20 protein-coding genes are annotated in these 18283 nt (G+C 64.3%); 8 read left to right on the forward strand and 12 right to left on the reverse strand.

Going from position 1 to position 18283, the window contains the following annotated elements; genetic code table 11:
- Positions 1-17 precede the first annotated feature (17 nt).
- The 3 genes from BPNPMPFG_RS17120 (at position 18) to BPNPMPFG_RS17130 (ending at position 3180) form a co-directional block, all read left to right on the forward strand.
- Entirely contained in the window at positions 18-1859 is a 1842-nt protein-coding gene (locus BPNPMPFG_RS17120; RefSeq protein ID WP_258589913.1) for a CHASE3 domain-containing protein, read from the forward strand.
- Between the two features lie 203 nt (positions 1860-2062).
- Entirely contained in the window at positions 2063-2812 is a 750-nt protein-coding gene (gene ubiG / locus BPNPMPFG_RS17125) for a bifunctional 2-polyprenyl-6-hydroxyphenol methylase/3-demethylubiquinol 3-O-methyltransferase UbiG (protein ID WP_258589914.1), read from the forward strand.
- Between the two features lie 26 nt (positions 2813-2838).
- The gene (locus tag BPNPMPFG_RS17130) at positions 2839-3180 is read left to right on the forward strand and encodes an MmcQ/YjbR family DNA-binding protein (protein ID WP_258589915.1); all 342 of its coding nucleotides are present in this window, start codon (positions 2839-2841) and stop codon (positions 3178-3180) included.
- Positions 3181-3212: 32 nt separating this feature from the next.
- Here the strand turns inward: BPNPMPFG_RS17130 and BPNPMPFG_RS17135 are convergent, their stop codons facing one another.
- Positions 3213-4103, reverse strand: a complete 891-nt coding sequence (locus BPNPMPFG_RS17135; protein ID WP_258589916.1) for a DMT family transporter — start codon at positions 4101-4103, stop codon at positions 3213-3215.
- Positions 4104-4199: 96 nt separating this feature from the next.
- Here BPNPMPFG_RS17135 and BPNPMPFG_RS17140 point away from each other — a divergent pair, with 96 nt between their 5' ends.
- On the forward strand, positions 4200-4691 hold the full coding sequence (locus BPNPMPFG_RS17140) for a MarR family winged helix-turn-helix transcriptional regulator (RefSeq protein ID WP_258589917.1): 492 nt from the start codon (positions 4200-4202) through the stop codon (positions 4689-4691).
- Positions 4692-4730: 39 nt separating this feature from the next.
- Here BPNPMPFG_RS17140 and BPNPMPFG_RS17145 read toward each other — a convergent pair whose 3' ends face one another.
- From BPNPMPFG_RS17145 to BPNPMPFG_RS17165, 5 genes are all read right to left on the reverse strand, one after another.
- A complete protein-coding gene (locus BPNPMPFG_RS17145) occupies positions 4731-5321 on the reverse strand; it encodes a hypothetical protein (RefSeq protein ID WP_258589918.1) in 591 nt (196 codons plus the stop codon).
- A 122-nt stretch (positions 5322-5443) separates the two neighbouring features.
- Positions 5444-5869: a DUF1178 family protein gene (locus BPNPMPFG_RS17150; RefSeq protein WP_258589919.1), complete on the reverse strand. Its 426-nt coding sequence runs from the start codon at positions 5867-5869 to the stop codon at positions 5444-5446.
- Positions 5866-6732 (reverse strand): carbon-nitrogen hydrolase family protein, encoded by an 867-nt coding sequence (locus tag BPNPMPFG_RS17155; RefSeq protein WP_258589920.1) that lies wholly within the window; start codon positions 6730-6732, stop codon positions 5866-5868. The genes BPNPMPFG_RS17150 and BPNPMPFG_RS17155 overlap by 4 nt, the downstream gene beginning before the upstream one ends.
- Before the next feature lie 10 nt (positions 6733-6742).
- Positions 6743-7012, reverse strand: a complete 270-nt coding sequence (gene grxC / locus BPNPMPFG_RS17160; RefSeq protein ID WP_258589921.1) for a glutaredoxin 3 — start codon at positions 7010-7012, stop codon at positions 6743-6745.
- A gap of 26 nt (positions 7013-7038) precedes the next feature.
- Positions 7039-7839 (reverse strand): ComF family protein, encoded by an 801-nt coding sequence (locus tag BPNPMPFG_RS17165; protein ID WP_258589922.1) that lies wholly within the window; start codon positions 7837-7839, stop codon positions 7039-7041.
- Between the two features lie 55 nt (positions 7840-7894).
- Between BPNPMPFG_RS17165 and BPNPMPFG_RS17170 the strand changes: the two genes are divergently transcribed.
- A complete protein-coding gene (locus BPNPMPFG_RS17170) occupies positions 7895-8770 on the forward strand; it encodes a methyltransferase domain-containing protein (protein WP_258589923.1) in 876 nt (291 codons plus the stop codon).
- Between the two features lie 24 nt (positions 8771-8794).
- On the opposite strand, the gene BPNPMPFG_RS17175 is transcribed toward BPNPMPFG_RS17170, so the two are convergent.
- The 5 genes from BPNPMPFG_RS17175 to argJ form a co-directional block, all read right to left on the reverse strand.
- The gene (locus BPNPMPFG_RS17175) at positions 8795-8974 is read right to left on the reverse strand and encodes a Flp family type IVb pilin (protein ID WP_258589924.1); all 180 of its coding nucleotides are present in this window, start codon (positions 8972-8974) and stop codon (positions 8795-8797) included.
- Between the two features lie 109 nt (positions 8975-9083).
- A complete protein-coding gene (locus tag BPNPMPFG_RS17180) occupies positions 9084-9401 on the reverse strand; it encodes a hypothetical protein (RefSeq protein WP_258589925.1) in 318 nt (105 codons plus the stop codon).
- Positions 9402-9635: 234 nt separating this feature from the next.
- Positions 9636-10058, reverse strand: a complete 423-nt coding sequence (locus tag BPNPMPFG_RS17185; protein ID WP_258589926.1) for a (deoxy)nucleoside triphosphate pyrophosphohydrolase — start codon at positions 10056-10058, stop codon at positions 9636-9638.
- An 8-nt stretch (positions 10059-10066) separates the two neighbouring features.
- Positions 10067-10819, reverse strand: a complete 753-nt coding sequence (locus BPNPMPFG_RS17190) for a GNAT family N-acetyltransferase (protein ID WP_258596794.1) — start codon at positions 10817-10819, stop codon at positions 10067-10069.
- A 29-nt stretch (positions 10820-10848) separates the two neighbouring features.
- On the reverse strand, positions 10849-12090 hold the full coding sequence (gene argJ / locus BPNPMPFG_RS17195) for a bifunctional glutamate N-acetyltransferase/amino-acid acetyltransferase ArgJ (RefSeq protein WP_258589927.1): 1242 nt from the start codon (positions 12088-12090) through the stop codon (positions 10849-10851).
- Positions 12091-12257: 167 nt separating this feature from the next.
- Here argJ and BPNPMPFG_RS17200 point away from each other — a divergent pair, with 167 nt between their 5' ends.
- Together BPNPMPFG_RS17200 and BPNPMPFG_RS17205 are read left to right on the forward strand one after the other, a co-directional pair.
- Positions 12258-13487: a caspase family protein gene (locus BPNPMPFG_RS17200; RefSeq protein WP_258589928.1), complete on the forward strand. Its 1230-nt coding sequence runs from the start codon at positions 12258-12260 to the stop codon at positions 13485-13487.
- A gap of 113 nt (positions 13488-13600) precedes the next feature.
- A complete protein-coding gene (locus BPNPMPFG_RS17205) occupies positions 13601-14200 on the forward strand; it encodes a TetR/AcrR family transcriptional regulator (protein WP_258589929.1) in 600 nt (199 codons plus the stop codon).
- A gap of 95 nt (positions 14201-14295) precedes the next feature.
- Here BPNPMPFG_RS17205 and BPNPMPFG_RS17210 read toward each other — a convergent pair whose 3' ends face one another.
- Positions 14296-15240, reverse strand: coding sequence for a peptidylprolyl isomerase (locus BPNPMPFG_RS17210; RefSeq protein WP_258589930.1), 945 nt, complete (start codon positions 15238-15240; stop codon positions 14296-14298).
- Between the two features lie 263 nt (positions 15241-15503).
- On the opposite strand from BPNPMPFG_RS17210, the gene secA reads away from it, so the two are divergent.
- Positions 15504-18236, forward strand: coding sequence for a preprotein translocase subunit SecA (secA, locus tag BPNPMPFG_RS17215; protein WP_258589931.1), 2733 nt, complete (start codon positions 15504-15506; stop codon positions 18234-18236).
- Positions 18237-18283: the final 47 nt, after the last annotated feature.

Genomic DNA, 18283 nt, shown 5'->3' on the forward strand with positions numbered 1-18283 from the left:
CTCGTCTTCGACGCGCCATGCGATGGCAATCGCTCCCGCTTGTCATCGGCTTCGCGGTGTTGGCGCTGATCGTCGGCACGCGCGCCATGCTCGTCGAGAGCCAGAGGGCCAATCGTGCCGCCGCGCGCGCGACAATCGAGTATCAGGAACTGCTTTCCGGGCTGCTTTCATTGGCGCAGGATGCCGAGAGCGGTCAGCGCGGCTATCTGCTGACCGGGGAGAAGTCCTACCTCGAACCCTATCGGAAGGCCGTCGAGGCCATCCCGGGGCAACTTGCCCGCATCGACACCATGACAGCCTCGGACGATCAGCTCGCTCCGCAGGTCAGTCGCGTCAAGGACGCGCTTTCGCAAAAGCAGGCTGAGCTGGCCGAAACGATCGCTCTCTACGACAGAGGTGACGCGGCGAAAGCGCTGGAGCTGGTCCGCAGCGGCCAGGGCAAGGCCGCCATGGACGATATCCGGGCCAGTATGGATACGATCCGGCGCATCGGCGCCGCCGCCGTTGCTGCCCGCGACGAGCATACAGACCAGGTCGAGGCCTGGCTGCGCATCGGCTCGCTGGCAGCCCTGCTGGCGATCTTCCTGCTTGGCGCCTACGCCATCCGCGAATCCCGCCGCCGCTTCCGCGAGGTGGCCGTCGCCCAGGAAGCGCTGATGCGCAAGAACATCGCGCTCGGCAATGAGATCCAGACGCGCGAAAAGGCTGAATCGCAGATCCGCCAGATGCAGAAGATGGAGGCGGTCGGCCAGCTGACAGGCGGCATCGCCCACGACTTCAACAACATGCTGGCCGTGATCATCAGCGCCATGAACCTCACCCAGCGCAAGCTGGCGCGCGGCGAGCACGACATCGCAAAATTCATCGAATCGGCGATCGACGCGGCGACCCGTGCGGCCAATTTGACGGCTCGCCTGCTCGCCTTCTCGCGCCAGCAGCCGCTGGCGCCGCAGATCGTCGACACCAACCGTCTGCTGACCGGAATGTCGGACCTGCTGCGGCGGGCGCTCGGCGAAACCATCCGCATCGAAACCGTGCTGGCGGGAGGCTTGTGGAAGACCCATGCCGACCCGAGCCAGATCGAGAACGCAATTCTCAACCTCGCGGTCAACGCGCGCGATGCCATGGGCGACGACGGCAAGCTGACCATCGAGACCGCCAACAGCCACCTCGACGACAGTTATGCCGCCACCCATGCCGAGGTCGCGGCCGGCCAGTATGTGATGATCGCGGTCAGCGACACCGGTGAAGGCATGCCAGCGGATGTCATGGCCAAGGCGTTCGAACCGTTTTTCACCACCAAGCCGGTCAACAAGGGCACCGGCCTTGGGCTGAGCCAGGTGTTCGGCTTCGTCAAGCAGTCGGGTGGCCACGTCAAGATTTACTCGGAGCCCGGCGAAGGCACGACGATCAAGATCTATTTGCCGCGATTCTTCGGCTCGGAGGAGGCCGCCGTGCCCGCGGGGCGAGGCGGCAATCCCGCCGCTGCGGTCACGGAAACCATCCTCGTCGTCGAGGACGATGCCCGTGTGCGTGCGTCCACCACGGATGCCTTGCGCGAACTCGGCTACACCGTCCTCCATGCCGCTAGCGGCATGGAGGCGTTGCGGAAGCTGGCGGAAAACCCCGGCGTCGCGCTTCTGTTCACCGATATCGTCATGCCGGTGATGAACGGCCGCAAGCTCGCCGAGGAGGCGGCCGCGCGCATGCCGCGGCTGAAGGTGATCTTCACCACCGGCTTCACCAAAAACGCCGTGGTCCACAACGGCGTGCTCGACCACGACGTGCACTTCCTGGCCAAGCCCTTCACCATCGAGCAGCTGGCGGCGAAACTGCGCGACGTGCTGGACGGGAAGTAGGTCGGCCCCCCTCTGTCGGCCCAGTCCCTCTGGCAGCATTGAAAATTGCTGCCTTGACATTCGTGGCCTCACGCCCGACTTCCTAGCGCATGACCCCGAAATCGGTCTCGATTTCGGAAAGGATCATGTGCGGACTAAAAGTGCTACAGCGTCCTTTGCGCGTCCAAGGACGCGCGGCGCTGTAGTGTCGAGGAGACCAACCGATGCCAGAGCCCCGACGATCGACTATCGATGCTGGAGAAGTCGAACGCTTTTCCGCCCTTGCCGCCGAATGGTGGAACCCGAACGGCAAGTTCCGTCCGCTGCACAAGTTCAATCCGGTCCGGCTCTCCTATATCCGCGACCAGATAGCGGCGCGCTTCGGCCGTGACCCGCGCGCGGCGCGGCCTTTCGAGGGCCTGCGCATCCTCGACATCGGCTGCGGCGGCGGGCTTTTGTGCGAACCGATGGCGCGGCTTGGCGCCGAGGTGGTGGGAGCGGATGCCTCCGAGACGAACATCGAAGTGGCGAAGCTGCACGCGGCCGAGGGCAATGTGAGCGTCGACTATCGCGCCACGACGGCCGAGGACCTGGCAGACGCCGGCGAAAAATTCGACGTTATCCTCAACATGGAAGTGGTCGAGCATGTCGCCGACATCGACCTGTTCGTCGCTAAATGCGGCGAGATGGTCCGGCCCGGCGGCATCATGTTCGTGGCCACCATCAACCGCACCCTGAAGGCTCTCGGATTGGCCATCATCGGCGCCGAATATGTGCTGCGCTGGCTGCCGCGCGGCACCCACCAGTTCGGCAAGCTGGTGCGCCCGGAAGAGCTCGAAAAGGCGCTTGGCGGCGCCGGCCTGAGCATCATCGACCGCACCGGCGTCACCTATAATCCGCTTGCCGACCGCTGGGCGCGCTCCAAGGACATGGACGTCAACTACATGGTGCTGGCGGAAAAGGGCAGTGTCTGAAGGCTGACCTGGAGATTTGTCGGGCCATGGAAACTGTGAGAGCCCGACAATTGGCGCTTGAGTTTCCCGAAGCGGCCGAGAAATCGCATTTCGGCAAGGCCGACTTCCGGGTACGCAATCGCATTTTCATGTCGCTGCCCGAAAACGATCGCGCCGTCATAAAGCTCGACAGCGGCCAGCAAGAGATGATGACTGTGGCCGAACCTCTGGTTTTCAAGCCGGTACCCGGCGGATGGGGACCAAAGGGCTGGACGTCGATCAAGCTTGACGCTTGCGATGAACAGACATTCCGCAGCGCAATACGGATGTCATGGCGAAATGTTGCCCCGCCGGCCCTCAGGAAGATCTTTGACGCGAGCCCGATTTGACGGAACCGCAAAGCGGTTCTGGCGCCAAGCACTCAGCCCTTCTGGCTTTGTGCCTTGGTGGTGATGAAGACGCCGGCAGTGATGATGACCGCGCCAGCCCAGGTCAGCAGCTGATAGTGTTCGCCCAGGAAGATGGTGCCGGAAAATAGCCCGACCGCCGCCGCCACATAACCGATCTGGCTGAGATAGACCGGGCCGCCAACCGCCTGCAGCCGGAAGAAGAAGGCGAACATCGCCGACGCCGACGCGACCTGCGCGACGACCACCAGCGGCACGCCGCCGAGTGGAGCAAAAGCCTTGACGCCGAACAGAGCGAGAATGCCTGCAAACAGCATCGCAGCCGACGCCAGGTGGCTGCCGACGGCAAGCTCCATTGGGCCGGTGCCTTCCGGCCAGTCGACCGTGCGGTAGATGTTGCCGGCGGCAAGACTGACCGGGATCAGCAGCCCCATCGCCACCCAGAACAAATCGGCCGGCTGGCCGGCCTCGCCGCGCGTCACCGCCACCATGACGGCGCCGACGAAGCCGATGGCGATGCCGACAATGCCCAGCATGTTGGGACGCCGCACACGCAGCAGGATCGAGAACACCAGCGTGATGACCGGCGACAGCGTGAACATGATGCCGGTGTAGCCGGCGCCAAGATGCGGGATGGCCGAGAACATCAAGAGGTTGGGGACGGCATAGGACACCGCCGCGGTGACGAAGAAATAGCGCAATTTGTGCGCGGTGAGCCGGATGCGCTGACCGCGCAGCAGCAAGACGCACAACAGCACGCCGCCAGCGCCGAACGAGATGACGAAGGCCCACACCATGGCAGGCACGCCGGCCGCCGTCGCGAGCTTGCCGAACGGCAGCGTCAGGCCGAGCAGGCCGCCGGTGACGACCAGCAGGCCGAGCGCCGAATCCCAAAGAAATTTCATGATCAAACCCTGTCGCGCGGCCCCCTTGGCCAGCATTGAATCTTGCGATAAGATAACGGAAAGATTCTTAACGTCAAGATATATAGCGGTGAGACAGTGGACAGGGCGGCAGGAGCGATCGAGCAGTGGAAGCGGGAGCGGCCGGATCTGGATGTCTCGCCAATGGCAGTGCTTGGGCGGCTGAACGAGGCCTCCTCGCTGATCGCCCGCGAGCGCCTCGCGCCGCTGTTTGCCCGCTTCGGATTGCAGTCCGGGGAATTCGACGTGCTGGCAACGCTGCGCCGCTCGGGATCACCTTACGCGCTGACACCGACGGCGCTCTACGAAGCGACGATGGTGACGTCGGGCGCCATGACCAACCGGCTCGACCGGCTCGAAACATCCGGATTGATCCTGCGTGGCCCGCATCCCAACGATCGGCGCGGCATTGTCGTGCGGCTGACCGAAAAGGGTCTCGCCTTGATCGACGAGGCCGTCAGCGCCCATGTCGCCAACGAGCACGCGGTTCTTTCGGGCTTGACGCAGACGGAGCGGGAGACGCTTGCACACCTGCTCGCGAAACTGATCGGCAGTGTAAGCAACCTGTAGCCATGGCCGTCACGACCACGCATCAGCCCGGCGAAATGGTCAATTTGGCGGCTCTGAAGCGCGTCCGCCTTCCTCTCGTTTTACGCTCCCGCGCCGTCGCAGCCTCGCGACAAAGACGATGATGTCCGCAAACCAGCCTGGCGTGCCGAGATGGATCAGGGCATCCCGCGCTCCAGCAATCTCCCGCGTATTGAACGCTGTATTGGAATAGTCGACGGCACCCTTCTGCCGAGCCTCAACCCACAAGCGAATACTCGCCCCGTCCGGCAATTTGGCTGCGAAAGCCAGTTCACGCCCCATACAGACCGCCTCTACCCTGGCGCGCATTCCCTCTTCGTAGCCAATTCCGCACTGATCGAGACGCGCATGCGTGGCCTCATGCACGATGGCGCCAGCCACCTGCTCGATCGACGTATGTTCGCCCATCACGAATCGTTCATCGAGCTCGCAAGTCGATGTCGATCCCGCGAACTGCCCTGCGGCGCCGGCAATAGTTGTGATCCAGATTTGTTTGAGATCTCGGACCACCCGCCGATACCGAACAGCGTCGAAGTCTCGTATCAGATGCAGTGCGGCGGCAACCTTGTCTGCATCCTTGCCGCCCTTGTCGGCATCATAAATAATCAGCATCCCGCCGACCGTTCTCTTGTCGCTAGCCCTGACTGCCAGCAAGTCCAAAAGACTGCGAAACGGCATCGTCGCACCACGTCGCCGTTCGACCTTCCGAGACCGGCGCGATGTCATCATGGAACTCAGTTGCGGTCGTCCGGAAACACCGGGATCGGCATGAACTCGACGCCGTCCTCGGCCAGGCTCTTGGCCTCGTCCAGTGTCGCCTCGCCATAGATACCGCGCGCGTCGCTTTCGCCGAAATGGATCTTGCGGGCTTCCTCGGCAAACTTGTCGCCGACATAGTCGGCATTCTCGCGCACCTTCTCGGCCATCGCCTTGAGCTGCGCCAGGGCCTGCTTCTGCGCGTCGCCCATGGCGAGCGCAATGGTCTCCTGCTTGCGCGCCGTGGAGACGGCCGGCGCCATCAGCGCCTTCTGCACCTTGTGCGAGCCGCAAGTCGGGCAATCGACGAAGCCGCGCTTCTTCTGGCTGTCGAAATCATCATTGCTGCGAAACCAGCCTTCGAATTCGTGCTCGTGCTCGCAGATCAGGGAAAAGCGGATCAAGAGGCAGCACCCCTGAGACGCGGCGTCTCGGCCGAACCGGCGCTGACGGCGAAATCCCGCGCGTTCTTGAGATTGGGGATCTTCTTGCGCGCCGCGGCCGACTGCGCCGGATCGATCTCGGCGACGATCACCGCCGGCTCGTCATGGTTGGCTTCGGCAATGATGCGGCCCCACGGATCGACGATCAGCGAATGGCCATAGGTCTCGCGGCCGTCCTCATGCAGGCCGCCTTGCGCGGCGGCGACGACATAGGCGCCGTTCTCGATGGCGCGTGCCCTGAGCAGCACGTGCCAGTGGGCCTCGCCGGTCTGGCGGGTGAAGGCGGCAGGCACGGAAAGCAGGTCGGCGCCGGCCAGCGCCTCGGCGCGGAAGAGCTGCGGAAACCGCAAATCGTAGCAGACCGCGAAGCCCAGCCTTGCACCCTCGATCTCGGTGACGACAGCCTCGGTGCCCGGCTCATAGGCGGCGGATTCGCGCCAGCTCTCGCCATTGTCGAGGTCGACATCGAACATGTGGATCTTGTCATAGGTGGCGAGCGTGGCGCCGTCCGGGCCGAACAGCAGCGCCCGGTTGGCGAGCTTGCCGTCGGCGCGCAAAATGGCGGTCGAGCCGATATGCAGGAAGACGCCGAGTTCGCTTGCCAGTCTGCGCGCGGTCGCGACGACGATGTCCTTGTCCTCGGAGGTGAAGGAAGCGGCGCGCGCCTCCCTGTCGCGGATCAGCGCGCCTGTCATTTCAGGCGTCTGGATATAGGTCGCGCCCTGGCTTGCTGCTTCACGCACCAGCCGTTCGAGATCGACCGCGTTGCGCTCGGGGCTCTCGCCTGAGCGCATCTGGATCGCAGCAGCCTTGAAAACACCCATCGTCATATCCTCAAATCGCCGCGCCGTTGGCGAGCAGTTTGTCCAGGCGGCCTTCGGCCTCCAGCTCGTGCAGGTCGTCGCAGCCGCCGACATGCGTGTCGCCGATGAAAATCTGCGGAAAGGTCGAGCGGCCGTGAGCGCGGGAAATCATCTCCTGGCGCAGTTCCGGCGAGAAGGAGGCATCGCGCTCGGTGAAGGCGACGCCCTTGCGCTCGAGCAGCCGCTTGGCTGCCGTGCAGTAGCCGCACATCATGCGGGTGTAGATCGTGACATCGACCATGACGAATTTCCACTATCGTTGCCGACTTATATAGTCGCGGACTCGTCCGCCCGGAAGTCCCCCGGCAACACACGGGCGAAGGTCAGCACGTCGACGGCGCCGGCGCCACCCTTTTTCAGCGCCTTGGTGGCGGCGCGCACGGTGGCACCGGTGGTGTAGACATCATCGATCAAAAGCACCCTGCGGCCGGCGATCTCGATTTCCGCCTCGACCGGCACCCGAAAGGCCGCCCGCACATTCTCCTCGCGCTCGCTGCGCTCCAGCCCAACCTGCTGGCGGGTGAGCTTCACGCGCCGCACCGCAGAGGGCGCGAAGGGCAATTCGCTGAGCACCGAGACCGCCCGTGCCAATTCCGCCGACTGGTTGAAGCGACGCTTGAAAAAACGCCGCCAGTGCAGCGGCACCGGCACCACCACATCCGCGTCGGCGATAAGATCGGCGCCGGCGCGCACCATCCAGCGCGCCATCCACGGCGCGAGATCCGTGCGGTCCTGGTATTTCAGCCCTTGCACCATCTGGCGGGCGACGCCGGAATAGGCGACAGCCGCCCGCGCCCGCTCGAAGGGCGGCGGATCGGCGATCGCCTCGGCTGACAGAAAGCCCTCGCCCATATGGTGGGTGAACGGCGTACCCATCACCGGGCACCATGGCCGTTCCAGAAGCCGCAGGTTTGTCCAGCAGGCGCCACACAGCACGCCGGGCTGCGAGACATGCCGGCGACACCCGGCGCAGACCGGCGGAAACAGAATACGGGCTGGCCAGCCGAGGGCCGATCGGGCCAGGCTCCTGATCTCGATGGGCTTGATCTTGGGCATCGGATCGGCCACGTGGTTGGTCCTGCGCGCCACTATATCAGAGCGTGGACAAACAAGGATCTGCCAGTTGCAGCCGATAGTGGATATTTCTCTCTGGCTGGCGCACAAGCGGCGCGCGCTTGACACTCCGGTTGACGGCGCCGACTTCCTCATGCGCCGAGCCGCCGAGGATCTTGCCGACCGGCTGGGTGCCGTCGAGCGCCGGTTCGGCAAGGCGGCGGTGCTGTTTTGCCAGACATCGGCGGCAGCCGAAATACTCGCCGGGAGCGGCAAGGTCACCGACATTGTCCGCGTCGAGACGGACACGGCTTTCCTGACCGGTGGCGGCGCTGGCATGATCGCACCGCTCGAAACCGTTCCGTTCGAACCGGAAAGCCTCGATCTGGCGATCTCGCTTCTGTCGCTGCAGGCGATGAACGACATCCCCGGCATGCTGATCCAGATCCGCCGCGCGCTGCGGCCGGACGGGCTTTTCCTCGGCGCCTTTGCCGGCGCAGGCACGCTTTTCGAGTTGCGCGAAAGCCTGCTTGCGGCCGAGACCGAGCTTTACGGCGGCGCCAGCCCGCGTGTCATCCCGTTCACCGACGTGCGCGATGCCGGTGCGCTTCTGCAACGCGCCGGTTTCGCTCTGCCGGTCGCCGACGTCGAGACGGTGACGGTGCGCTATGCCAGCCTGCTCAGCCTGATGGCGGATCTGCGGGCCATGGGCGAAACCAGCCCACTCACCGATCGCAGCCGCCGGCCCGGCTCACGCAAGCTGTTTGCCCGTGCGGCGGAAATCTACGCCGAGCGGTTTTCCGACCGCGACGGCCGGGTGAGGGCAAGTTTCTCGATTGTCTGGATGTCCGGCTGGGCGCCCGACGCCTCGCAGCAGAAACCGCTGAAACCGGGTTCGGCCAAGGTCTCGCTGAAGACGATACTGGAGGCTCCAGACGGGCAATGATCGGGTCAGGCGCGGACAGCCCGTTCAGGGTGCGAAGGCGTTCGCAAGCCTGCTGCCGTTGTCGCTGAACAGCCAGGTGATGGAGTTGAAGACCTGATTGATGCCGCCGACGATGGCCAGCGACAGCACGGCGAGGATCAGCCCATATTCGACGGCCGTCGCGCCATTCTCGTCCTTCAGAAAACGCAGCAGCACTGCTTTCATGATCTCAACCCCTCTCGTTGGGACCTTACCGCCGATCTGTTAAGAAAGGTTAACGGCAAAAGCTTAACAGGCGGTGAAACCTCTGCTTTGCCGGAATCTCTTAACCATGTCAGCAGTCGCCGCTGCTTGTGCCGTTGGACCGGATAATGCAGACCGAACTAGGTTGCGGCTGCAGCACGCTGCGGCGCAGCGTATAGGTTTCGTGACGGCTGATCGAGCCTGTGGCCGTCATGTCGAGCCCGCCGGCAAGATCGTCGTGGGGAACCAGCGAGCGCGTCTGATTGTCGAGGAAAGGTGTCGCGACCAGCGCCAGCGCCACCGCGGCCGAACCGAACAAAAGTGTGATCCGCAATATGCCCATGCCCGCGTCGGCGGCGCTAAAGCTGCGCTCGGGCCGGATCGAGTCCCAATCCCTGTCTTGGCTCATTCTATCGCTCCCCAGCAAATCGGCGGCGCGGCCGCGAAACGACCTTGCTTCAATTTTTCACGGCAAGATAAATCTTCCATTAACGTTAGCTGATACGGAGCCTCGGCTGGCAACTAATGCATGCCGCGCAAAAGTCGCCCCGGTTTTGCGAGAACGACATGCCTGGAAACAAGAGCCAAAGCGCGTCGCCCGAATCCGTTCAAACGCGACGCGCTTCAGGCAGATGTCGGCCTCTCAAAGGAGATCGATGAGGAACGGGATCAGCGGCGCATCGGCCGGCGGCATCGGGTAGTCGCGCATCTGCTTTGGCCGCACCCATTTCAGCGCCTGCCCTTCCCTGGGCTGAGCGATGCCGCGGAAGCGGCGGCAGATGAACAGCGGCATCAGCAAGTGGAAATCATCGTAGGAATGACAGGCGAAGGTGAGCGGCGCCAGGCAGGGAATGTCGGTTTCGATGCCGATTTCCTCGTGCAGTTCGCGGATGATGCACTGTTCCGGCGTCTCGCCGGGCTCGACCTTGCCGCCGGGAAATTCCCACAGGCCGGCGAGTTGCTTGCCCTCGGGTCGCTGCGCCAGCAGCACGCGGCCGTCGGCATCGACCAGCGCGCAGGCGGCGACCAGAAGCAGGCGCTTGCCGGCGATCGTCACATCACTCATGCCCAACTTCACTCATGAACAGGCGGCCGGCGATAGTGATAGCGATAGACTTCGTCGAAGCCGAGCGAATGATAGAGCGCCAGTGCCGGTGCATTGCCGGCCTCGACCTGCAGCCAGGCCTCCCGCGCGCCGCGCAGCCGCGCCCATTTCAGCGCCGACAGGATCAGGTTGCGGCCGTGGCCCTTGTTGCGCGCCGACTTGTCGGTGGCAACCTCGAACAGGCCGGCGAGATCGCCGTCGTGCACGCAGATCAGCGTCGCCAGCGCCTCGGCTCCATCTTCGAGCGCGAACAGCCCGGCTTCGGGCTGGATGGCGCCGATGATCTCCGACAGGCCGGGCCGCAGCGACACGTCCGAACCACTGACCTTGAGCGACGCGCCGATGAAGCGGCTGATGTCCTTCAGCGGGATCTGGTCCATGGCGGCATCAAGCTGCGCATCGGCCAGCGGCAGCCGCATGACCAGCGATTCGTCGAATCGGCTCCAGCCCTCGCGGTCGAGATGGCTGGCCAGATCCGGGCCTGACAGCGGCGACATGCGGAAGGTCAGCGGCCTGCCATAGGCATCGAAACGGCGGCTGGCGCGACCGATGCGGTCGGCAATGTGCTGGATGTCGCCGGGGTCGAGCGGATTGACCGAGTTCAGCCGCTTGGCCGGATGGCCGGCGGTCAGCCGCACCACCCAGGTGCCGTCATAATGGACCGCGGCTGCCGGCCAGGCGCGAAAGCCGGCCGCCTCGTAGCGGCGCACGATCGCCAGCATGCTTGCCGGATGCCTGGAAGCCAAGACCATCAGCTCCGATAATCGCCATTGATGGCGACGTATTCCTGGGTGAGGTCGCAAGTCCACACCGTCGCCTTGCCGCGACCGATGCCGATATCGGCGCGGATGCTGATATCGTCGCGCTTCATGTAGGCCGATGTCGCTGCCTCGGAATAGCCGGGGTCGCGCTCGCCCTCATGCGCCAGCCTGTTGTCGCCGAACCAGATCGACAGCCGATCGCGATCGGCGGGCTCGCCGGCCTTGCCGACGGCCATGACGACGCGGCCCCAATTGGCATCCTCGCCGGCGACCGCCGTCTTGACCAGCGGCGAATTGGCGATCGACAGCGCGATTCGCTTGGCCGACCGGGCCGATTTCGCGCCGGTGACGGTGACTTCGACCTGCTTGCGGGCGCCCTCGCCGTCACGCACCACTTGCAGCGCCAGCGATTTCAGCATCTTGCCGAGCGCTCGCCGGAACGCGCCAAGGCGCGCATCCTTCGGGTCTGTTATCCCAGGCGCGCCGCGGTTGGCGGCCTTGCCGGTGGCGAAGAGCAGCAGCGTGTCGCTGGTCGAGGTATCGCTGTCGACGGTAACCGCGTTGAAGGTCTTGGCCGTGCCGCGTGACAACAGATCCTGCAGAACGGATGCGGCGATCGGCGCGTCGGTGGCGATGAAGGACAGCATCGTTGCCATGTCGGGCGCGATCATGCCGGCGCCCTTGGAGATGCCGTTGATGGTGACATCGGTGTCGCCCAGCTTGACTGTCGCGGTCGCCACTTTCGGATAGGTATCCGTGGTCATGATCGCCTTGGCCGCTTCCGTCCACAAATCAGGCTCGCCGTTGCTGACCAGCCCGGCCAGCAGATGGCTGAACTTGCCGGTGTCGAGCGGCTCGCCGATGACGCCTGTAGAGGCGAGGAAAACCTCGCTTGCCTTGCAGCCGGCCGCTTTCGCCGCCGCTTCGCCGATCAGTGCGGTGGACTCGCGGCCTTTCTTGCCGGTGAAGGCATTGGCGTTGCCGGAATTGACGACCAGCACCCGCGCCTTGCCGGCGGCAAGATTCTGGCGGCAGAAATCGACCGGCGCCGAAGGGCATTTCGATTTGGTGAACACGCCGGCGACTGCCGTGCCTTCATCGAACACCATGGTCAGCAGATCGGTGCGGTTCTTGTACTTTATCCCCGCCTCCGCGGTGGCGATGCGCACCCCCTCGATGGCCGGCATCTTGGGATATTTCTTCGGCGCAAGCGGCGAAATCGTCGTGGACATGGAGACCTCGGGCAGCAAAAAATCGTAAGGGGAAGGCCGGTTTGCCCGATACGACGCCCCGGCGCAAGGGCGTTTTCGCTCTTGCCAGGGGCTGGGACCCCTTGGGGATTAAGCTTGCATTTCAAATCCGTTGGCGTCGCCGGGACCTATGGCGCTATGATCTTCCCATGGGCAGACTTGCGATCCTCGCTTGGGCATTTCTGGGACTTCTGCTGCTGAGAGCTGACGCGCAGCCGGAGCGGCGCGTGGCGCTGGTCATCGGCAACGGCACCTACGCCGAGGCCGGTACGCTGGCCAATCCGGTCAACGACGCGCTCGACATCGCCGACAAGCTGCGCTCCATCGGCTTCGAGGTCATCGAAGGCAACGATCTCGGCAAACGCGAGCTTGAACGCAGCATTGGTGAGTTCTCCGATGCGCTCGAAGGCGCCGGCGTCGGGCTCTTCTACTATGCCGGTCACGGCCTGCAGGTCGAGGGGCGCAACTACATCGTGCCGGTCGACGCCAAGCTCGACATGCCGGTAAAACTCCAACTCGAGGCCGTGCCGATCGACGAAGTCCTCGACATCATGGAGCAGCAGACCAAGGTCAGCCTGGTGTTTCTCGATGCCTGCCGCAACAATCCGTTTGCCCGCGGCCTGAGCCGCACCGCCACCACCCGCTCGGCAACGGCGCTGGCCGGCCTGGCGCAGTTCGATTCGACGCGCGGCTCGTTCATCGCCTTCTCGACCGCGCCGGGCGCGGTCGCCATGGACGGAAGCGGGCGCAACTCGCCCTTCGCCGCCGCTCTGCTGCGCCACATCGCCGAACCCGGCCAGAGCATCAACGACATGATGATCGCGGTGCGCCGCGACGTGGTTTCACAAACGCGCGAGGCGCAGCGCCCCTGGGAACAGGGCTCGCTGCTCGAACGCTTCGAATTCGTCTCGGACGGACAGCCCGCCCGGCCCCAGAAGCCGGCCGCGGCTCCGGCATCCTCGACGGAAGTCGCCGCGCTTGAACGATCCGTCGGTGAAGATAAGGGATCGATCGAGAAATTCCTGCGCAATGACTATCTGGCGCCGGACATCAAGGCGATGAGCGAGACCGTCAAGCGGCTCTACGGCTCGTCGGCGACCATCTTCGGCACGCGCTACGACGCCGACGCCATCGTCAAGGTCAAGACCGACTGGTTCGCGCAATGGGCCTCCTGGTCGCTCGGCCTGGAGCCCGGCAGCCTTCAGGTCACCCCGCATGGCCAGGATCGCGCCGAGGCCGTCTTTGCGATGCGCTATGATTATGTGCCGAAGGACAAGTCGGCGGCCCGTCTGACCGGCAAGGCGCGCGTCACGCTTGGCCTGGTCAAGGCCGAAGAAGGATGGCGCATCGAGTCCGAGACATCGCAAGCGATACAATAGACATCGGCTGACGGCGAGGCGTGCGCCGCCACCAAAAGCTCAAAAACGGGCCGTTTCGTTTGATCGCCGGGTCAAGTACGATGCCGGCGAAATTGTTGGCGAGGACGACAGAGATGGCCGAAGACGCCGATCCGGCGCGCAAATCGATCGGCGCACGGCGCAACCCCGACAGCGCCGGCGCCATTCTCGAAGCCGCCGAGGCCGTGCTGGTCGAGGCCGGTTATGCCGGTTTCTCGATCGAGGCGGTGGCGCGCCGCGCCCGCGCCGGCAAGCCCACCATCTATCGCTGGTGGCCGAGCAAGGCCGCATTGCTGCTCGAAGTCTACCAGCGCCAGAAACGCGTCGATGTTCCCGACACCGGGCGCCTGGAGGAGGATCTCGTCGGTTTTCTGAAAAACCTGTTTTCACACTGGCGCGAGACATCGTCGGGCAGCGTGTTCCGGTCGCTGATCGCAGAGGCGCAGTCGGATGATACGGCGTCCGCGGCACTTGCCGACTATGCGCTGGGCCGACGGTCCCACACCGGCCAGATACTCGAACGCGCCAAGGCAAGGGGCGAGATCGCCGCCGACATCGATTCGGCGCTGGTCGCCGACCTGATCGCCTCCTTCGCCTGGAAGCATCTGTTGACCAACCGCCTCGACGAAGACGAAGCGACGATCCGCAAGGCCGTCGGTTACGTGATGCGAGGCATAGAAGCGCCCGACAGTTAAAGCCGCCCGACACCGGCCGATAAAACCCGACACCGGCCGATAAAAAAGGCGCGGCAACCCTTGGCTGCCGCGCCCCTTTCAAAATTCTTTCAGGCTTACTTGGCGCTTTCCAGCGTATCGACCGCCTTTTTCAGGTTGGCATCGGGGATCTCGACCTTGGCGCCGGCGCGCAGCGACTTGACCAGCGCGAAATACTTGTCGCGGATGACCGCCTGCTTGGCCTGGTCCTTGACGTCGTCGAAGGCCGGCGGCTGCTTGGCACGCTTGTCCTCGAGCTTGATGACATGCCAGCCGAACTGCGACTGCACCGGCTGCTCGGTGTATTTGCCGACCTCGAGCGCGAAGGCTGCCTTGTCGAACTCCGGCACCATCTGGCCAGGTCCGAACCAGCCGAGATCGCCGCCATTGGTCTTGCCTGAGGGATCGCTGGTGTGCTCGTTGGCGAGCTTCTGGAAATCGGCGCCGCCGTCGAGCTGCTTGATGATCGCCTCGGCCTCTTCCTTCGTCTTCACGAGGATGTGACGGGCATGCACCTCGTTGACCGGCGGCGTGTTGGCGATTTCCTGGTCGTAGCGGGCGCGAATCTCGGCGTCGGTGACCTTGTCGACGACGCCCTTCTCGACCATCTCGCCATGCAGGGCGCGCTGCTGCAGGAAGGCCATGCGACGCTGGAAGTCGGGATCCTTGTCGAGGCCGGTGGTGACCGCCTGGGCGGCCATGACGCGGATTTCGATGGCGGCCGAAAGCGCCGCGGCGCGGCGCTGCTCGGCCGGCAACTGGGCGAACTGCTGCGACAGCTCGCCTTCGGCGAGCACGAGGTCGGCTTCGGTCAAGGGCTGGCCGTTGATCGTGGCGACCACGGCATTCGGATCGACCGGCGCCGCGGCAGGTGCTGCCGCTGCCGCCGGGGCGGGCGCTGCTGCATCCGCCGGGGCGGCGGGAGCGGTCTCCTGCGCCATCAGCGGCGACAGGCAAAGGGCCGACAGGCCGAAGGCCAGACCGAGGCTGGCAAACGACGCGCGGCGGAACAACAAGGACATGAAGATGACTCCGGTGAGGGATTGTAAGGAGGGGTGGCTTCCCAGATCAGCCAGATTGTGGCGGAATTTGGCGCGACCGGCAGGGCCAGCGCGGCGTTGACATCAGTTGAGCCCCCTCTTATCTGTCCAACGACTTTGCGTCCAGAACCGTTTTCCGGGCGCTTTTTGTGTTTGCCCGTGTTCAGGCGGTGCGTTCACGTGGAATTGATGGGGCCGGCCGGCGCTCATCTCAAGATTGAGAATTCTATCGAAAGGACCATTGGATGGTCAGTCTCGGCGGTCTCGCCCGTAAGGTTTTCGGTTCCTCCAACGACCGTCGGGTCAAATCGACCCGGCCCCGCGTCGAGGCGATCAATGCCATGGAAAACGAGATGCGGGCGCTCTCCGACGAGGAGCTGGTCGGCCGCACCGCGAAATTCCGCCAGGACATCGCCAACGGCGCCACGCTCGATGACCTTCTGGTGCCGGCCTTTGCCACCGCCCGCGAGGCGGCGCGCCGCGTGCTCGGCATGCGCCCCTTCGACGTCCAGCTGATCGGCGGCATGGTGCTGCACAATGGCGGCATTGCCGAGATGCGCACCGGCGAAGGCAAGACCCTGGTCGCGACGCTGCCGGTCTACCTCAACGCGCTCGCCGGCAACGGCGTCCACGTCGTCACCGTCAACGACTATCTCGCCACCCGCGACTCCGAATGGATGGGCCGCGTCTACAAGTTCCTCGGCCTCTCGGTCGGCGTCATCGTCCATGGCCTGTCCGACGAAGAGCGTCGCGTCGCCTACGAGTCCGACGTCACCTACGCCACCAACAACGAACTCGGCTTCGACTATCTGCGCGACAACATGAAATACGAGCGCGCCCAGATGGTGCAGCGCGGTCACAATTACGCGATCGTCGACGAGGTCGATTCCATTCTGGTCGACGAAGCGCGCACGCCGCTGATCATTTCCGGCCCGCTCGAGGACCGTTCGGAAATGTACAACACCATCGACACCTTCATCATCCAGCTGCAGCCGCAGGATTATGAGATCGACGAGAAGCAGAAGACCTCGATCTTCACCGAGGAAGGCACCGAGAAGCTCGAGAACCTGCTGCGCGACGCCGACCTGCTCAAGGGCGAGTCGCTCTATGACGTCGAGAACGTCGCCATCGTCCACCATGTCAACAATGCGCTGAAGGCGCACCGGCTTTTCCAGAAGGACAAGGATTATATCGTCCGCAACGGCGAGATCGTCATCATCGACGAGTTCACCGGCCGCATGATGCCAGGCCGCCGCTATTCGGAAGGCCTGCACCAGGCGCTTGAAGCCAAGGAGCATGTGGCGATCCAGCCGGAGAACCAGACGCTCGCCTCCGTCACCTTCCAGAACTACTTCCGCCTCTACAAGAAGCTTTCCGGCATGACCGGTACGGCGCTGACCGAGGCCGAGGAGTTCGGCAACATCTACAATCTCGACGTCACCGAGATCCCGACCAATCTGCCGGTCATCCGCAAGGACGAGGACGATGAGGTCTACCGGACGGTCGAGGAGAAATACAAGGCGATCGTCAGGGAGATCCGCGAGGCCAGCGCCAAGGGCCAGCCGACGCTGGTCGGCACCACCTCCATCGAAAAATCCGAGCAGCTGGCCGAGCGCCTGCGCAAGGAAGGCTTCACCGATTTCGAGGTGCTGAACGCACGCCACCACGAGCGCGAGGCAGCAATCGTTGCCCAGGCCGGCAAGCCGGGCGCCATCACCATCGCCACCAACATGGCCGGCCGCGGCACCGATATCAAGCTCGGCGGCAATGCCGAGATGCGCATCGAAGATGAGCTTGGCGACATGCCGGCAGGCCCCGAGCGCGAGGCGCTGGAAAAGGCAATCCATGCCGACGTCGAGCGCCTGAAGGAAAAGGCGCTGGCCGCCGGCGGCCTCTACGTGCTGGCCACCGAGCGCCACGAATCGCGCCGCATCGACAACCAGCTCAGAGGCCGCTCCGGCCGCCAGGGTGACCCCGGCCGCTCGAAATTCTTCCTGTCGCTGCAGGATGACCTGATGCGCATCTTCGGCTCCGAGCGCATGGACGGCATGCTGCAGAAGCTCGGCCTCAAGGAAGACGAGGCGATCATCCATCCGTGGATCAACAAGGCGCTGGAAAAGGCGCAGAAGAAGGTCGAGGCGCGCAACTTCGACATCCGCAAGAACCTGTTGAAATACGACGACGTCTCCAACGACCAGCGCAAGGTGGTGTTCGAGCAGCGCATCGAACTGATGGACGGCGAAGGCCTGACCGAGATCGTCGCCGAGATGCGCGAGGGGGTCATCGACGAGATCGTCGCCAAGGCCATTCCCGAAAACGCCTATGCCGAGCAGTGGAATGTTGCCGGGCTGAAGGCCGATGTCGCCGAGTTCCTCAATCTCGACCTGCCGGTCGAGGAGTGGGCCAAGGAAGAGGGCATCGCCGAGGACGACATCCGCGAGCGCATCACGCAGGCCGCCGACGCCGCCGCCAAGGAGCGCTCCGAGCGTTTCGGCCCCGAGGTGATGACCTATGTTGAGCGCTCGGTGGTGCTGCAGACGCTCGACCATCTGTGGCGCGAGCACATCGTCAATCTCGACCATCTGCGTTCGGTCGTCGGCTTCCGCGGCTACGCCCAGCGCGATCCGCTGCAGGAGTACAAGGGCGAGGCGTTCGAGCTGTTCCAGGCGATGCTGGGCAATCTGCGCCAGGCCGTCACCGCGCAGCTGATGCGCGTCGAACTCGTCCGCCAGGCCGCCGAAGCACCGCCGCCCGAGGCGCCCGACATGTTCGGCACGCATATCGACGGCAGCACCGGCGAGAATGATTTCGAAGGCGGTGAGACCGCCCTCTTGGTCCGCCCGGAGCAGAACGCCATCGTCGCCCCTGAAGACCGCGACCCGAACAACCCGGCAAGCTGGGGCAAGGTCGGCCGTAACGAAGCCTGCCCCTGCGGCTCCGGCAAGAAGTACAAGCACTGCCACGGCGCATTCGCGTAGGGAATGCTTCCTTCTCCCCGTCACTATACGGGGAGAAGGTGCCGGCA

Origin of the sequence: Mesorhizobium sp. AR07, assembly GCF_024746815.1 — a bacterium.
Classification (GTDB): domain Bacteria; phylum Pseudomonadota; class Alphaproteobacteria; order Rhizobiales; family Rhizobiaceae; genus Mesorhizobium.

Excerpts from the sequence above, each read along its gene's own strand:
- BPNPMPFG_RS17120 (WP_258589913.1), top strand. The coding sequence starts at position 18 with ATGCGATGGCAATCGCTCCCGCTTGTCATCGGCTTCGCGGTGTTGGCG.
- ubiG (WP_258589914.1), top strand. The coding sequence starts at position 2,063 with ATGCCAGAGCCCCGACGATCGACTATCGATGCTGGAGAAGTCGAACGC.
- BPNPMPFG_RS17130 (WP_258589915.1), top strand. The coding sequence starts at position 2,839 with ATGGAAACTGTGAGAGCCCGACAATTGGCGCTTGAGTTTCCCGAAGCG.
- BPNPMPFG_RS17135 (WP_258589916.1), bottom strand. The coding sequence starts at position 4,103 with ATGAAATTTCTTTGGGATTCGGCGCTCGGCCTGCTGGTCGTCACCGGC.
- BPNPMPFG_RS17145 (WP_258589918.1), bottom strand. The coding sequence starts at position 5,321 with ATGCTGATTATTTATGATGCCGACAAGGGCGGCAAGGATGCAGACAAG.
- BPNPMPFG_RS17155 (WP_258589920.1), bottom strand. The coding sequence starts at position 6,732 with ATGGGTGTTTTCAAGGCTGCTGCGATCCAGATGCGCTCAGGCGAGAGC.
- grxC (WP_258589921.1), bottom strand. The coding sequence starts at position 7,012 with ATGGTCGATGTCACGATCTACACCCGCATGATGTGCGGCTACTGCACG.
- BPNPMPFG_RS17175 (WP_258589924.1), bottom strand. The coding sequence starts at position 8,974 with ATGAAAGCAGTGCTGCTGCGTTTTCTGAAGGACGAGAATGGCGCGACG.
- BPNPMPFG_RS17180 (WP_258589925.1), bottom strand. The coding sequence starts at position 9,401 with ATGAGCCAAGACAGGGATTGGGACTCGATCCGGCCCGAGCGCAGCTTT.
- BPNPMPFG_RS17185 (WP_258589926.1), bottom strand. The coding sequence starts at position 10,058 with ATGAGTGATGTGACGATCGCCGGCAAGCGCCTGCTTCTGGTCGCCGCC.
- BPNPMPFG_RS17190 (WP_258596794.1), bottom strand. The coding sequence starts at position 10,819 with ATGCTGGCGATCGTGCGCCGCTACGAGGCGGCCGGCTTTCGCGCCTGG.
- argJ (WP_258589927.1), bottom strand. The coding sequence starts at position 12,090 with ATGTCCACGACGATTTCGCCGCTTGCGCCGAAGAAATATCCCAAGATG.
- BPNPMPFG_RS17200 (WP_258589928.1), top strand. The coding sequence starts at position 12,258 with ATGGGCAGACTTGCGATCCTCGCTTGGGCATTTCTGGGACTTCTGCTG.
- BPNPMPFG_RS17205 (WP_258589929.1), top strand. The coding sequence starts at position 13,601 with ATGGCCGAAGACGCCGATCCGGCGCGCAAATCGATCGGCGCACGGCGC.
- BPNPMPFG_RS17210 (WP_258589930.1), bottom strand. The coding sequence starts at position 15,240 with ATGTCCTTGTTGTTCCGCCGCGCGTCGTTTGCCAGCCTCGGTCTGGCC.
- secA (WP_258589931.1), top strand. The coding sequence starts at position 15,504 with ATGGTCAGTCTCGGCGGTCTCGCCCGTAAGGTTTTCGGTTCCTCCAAC.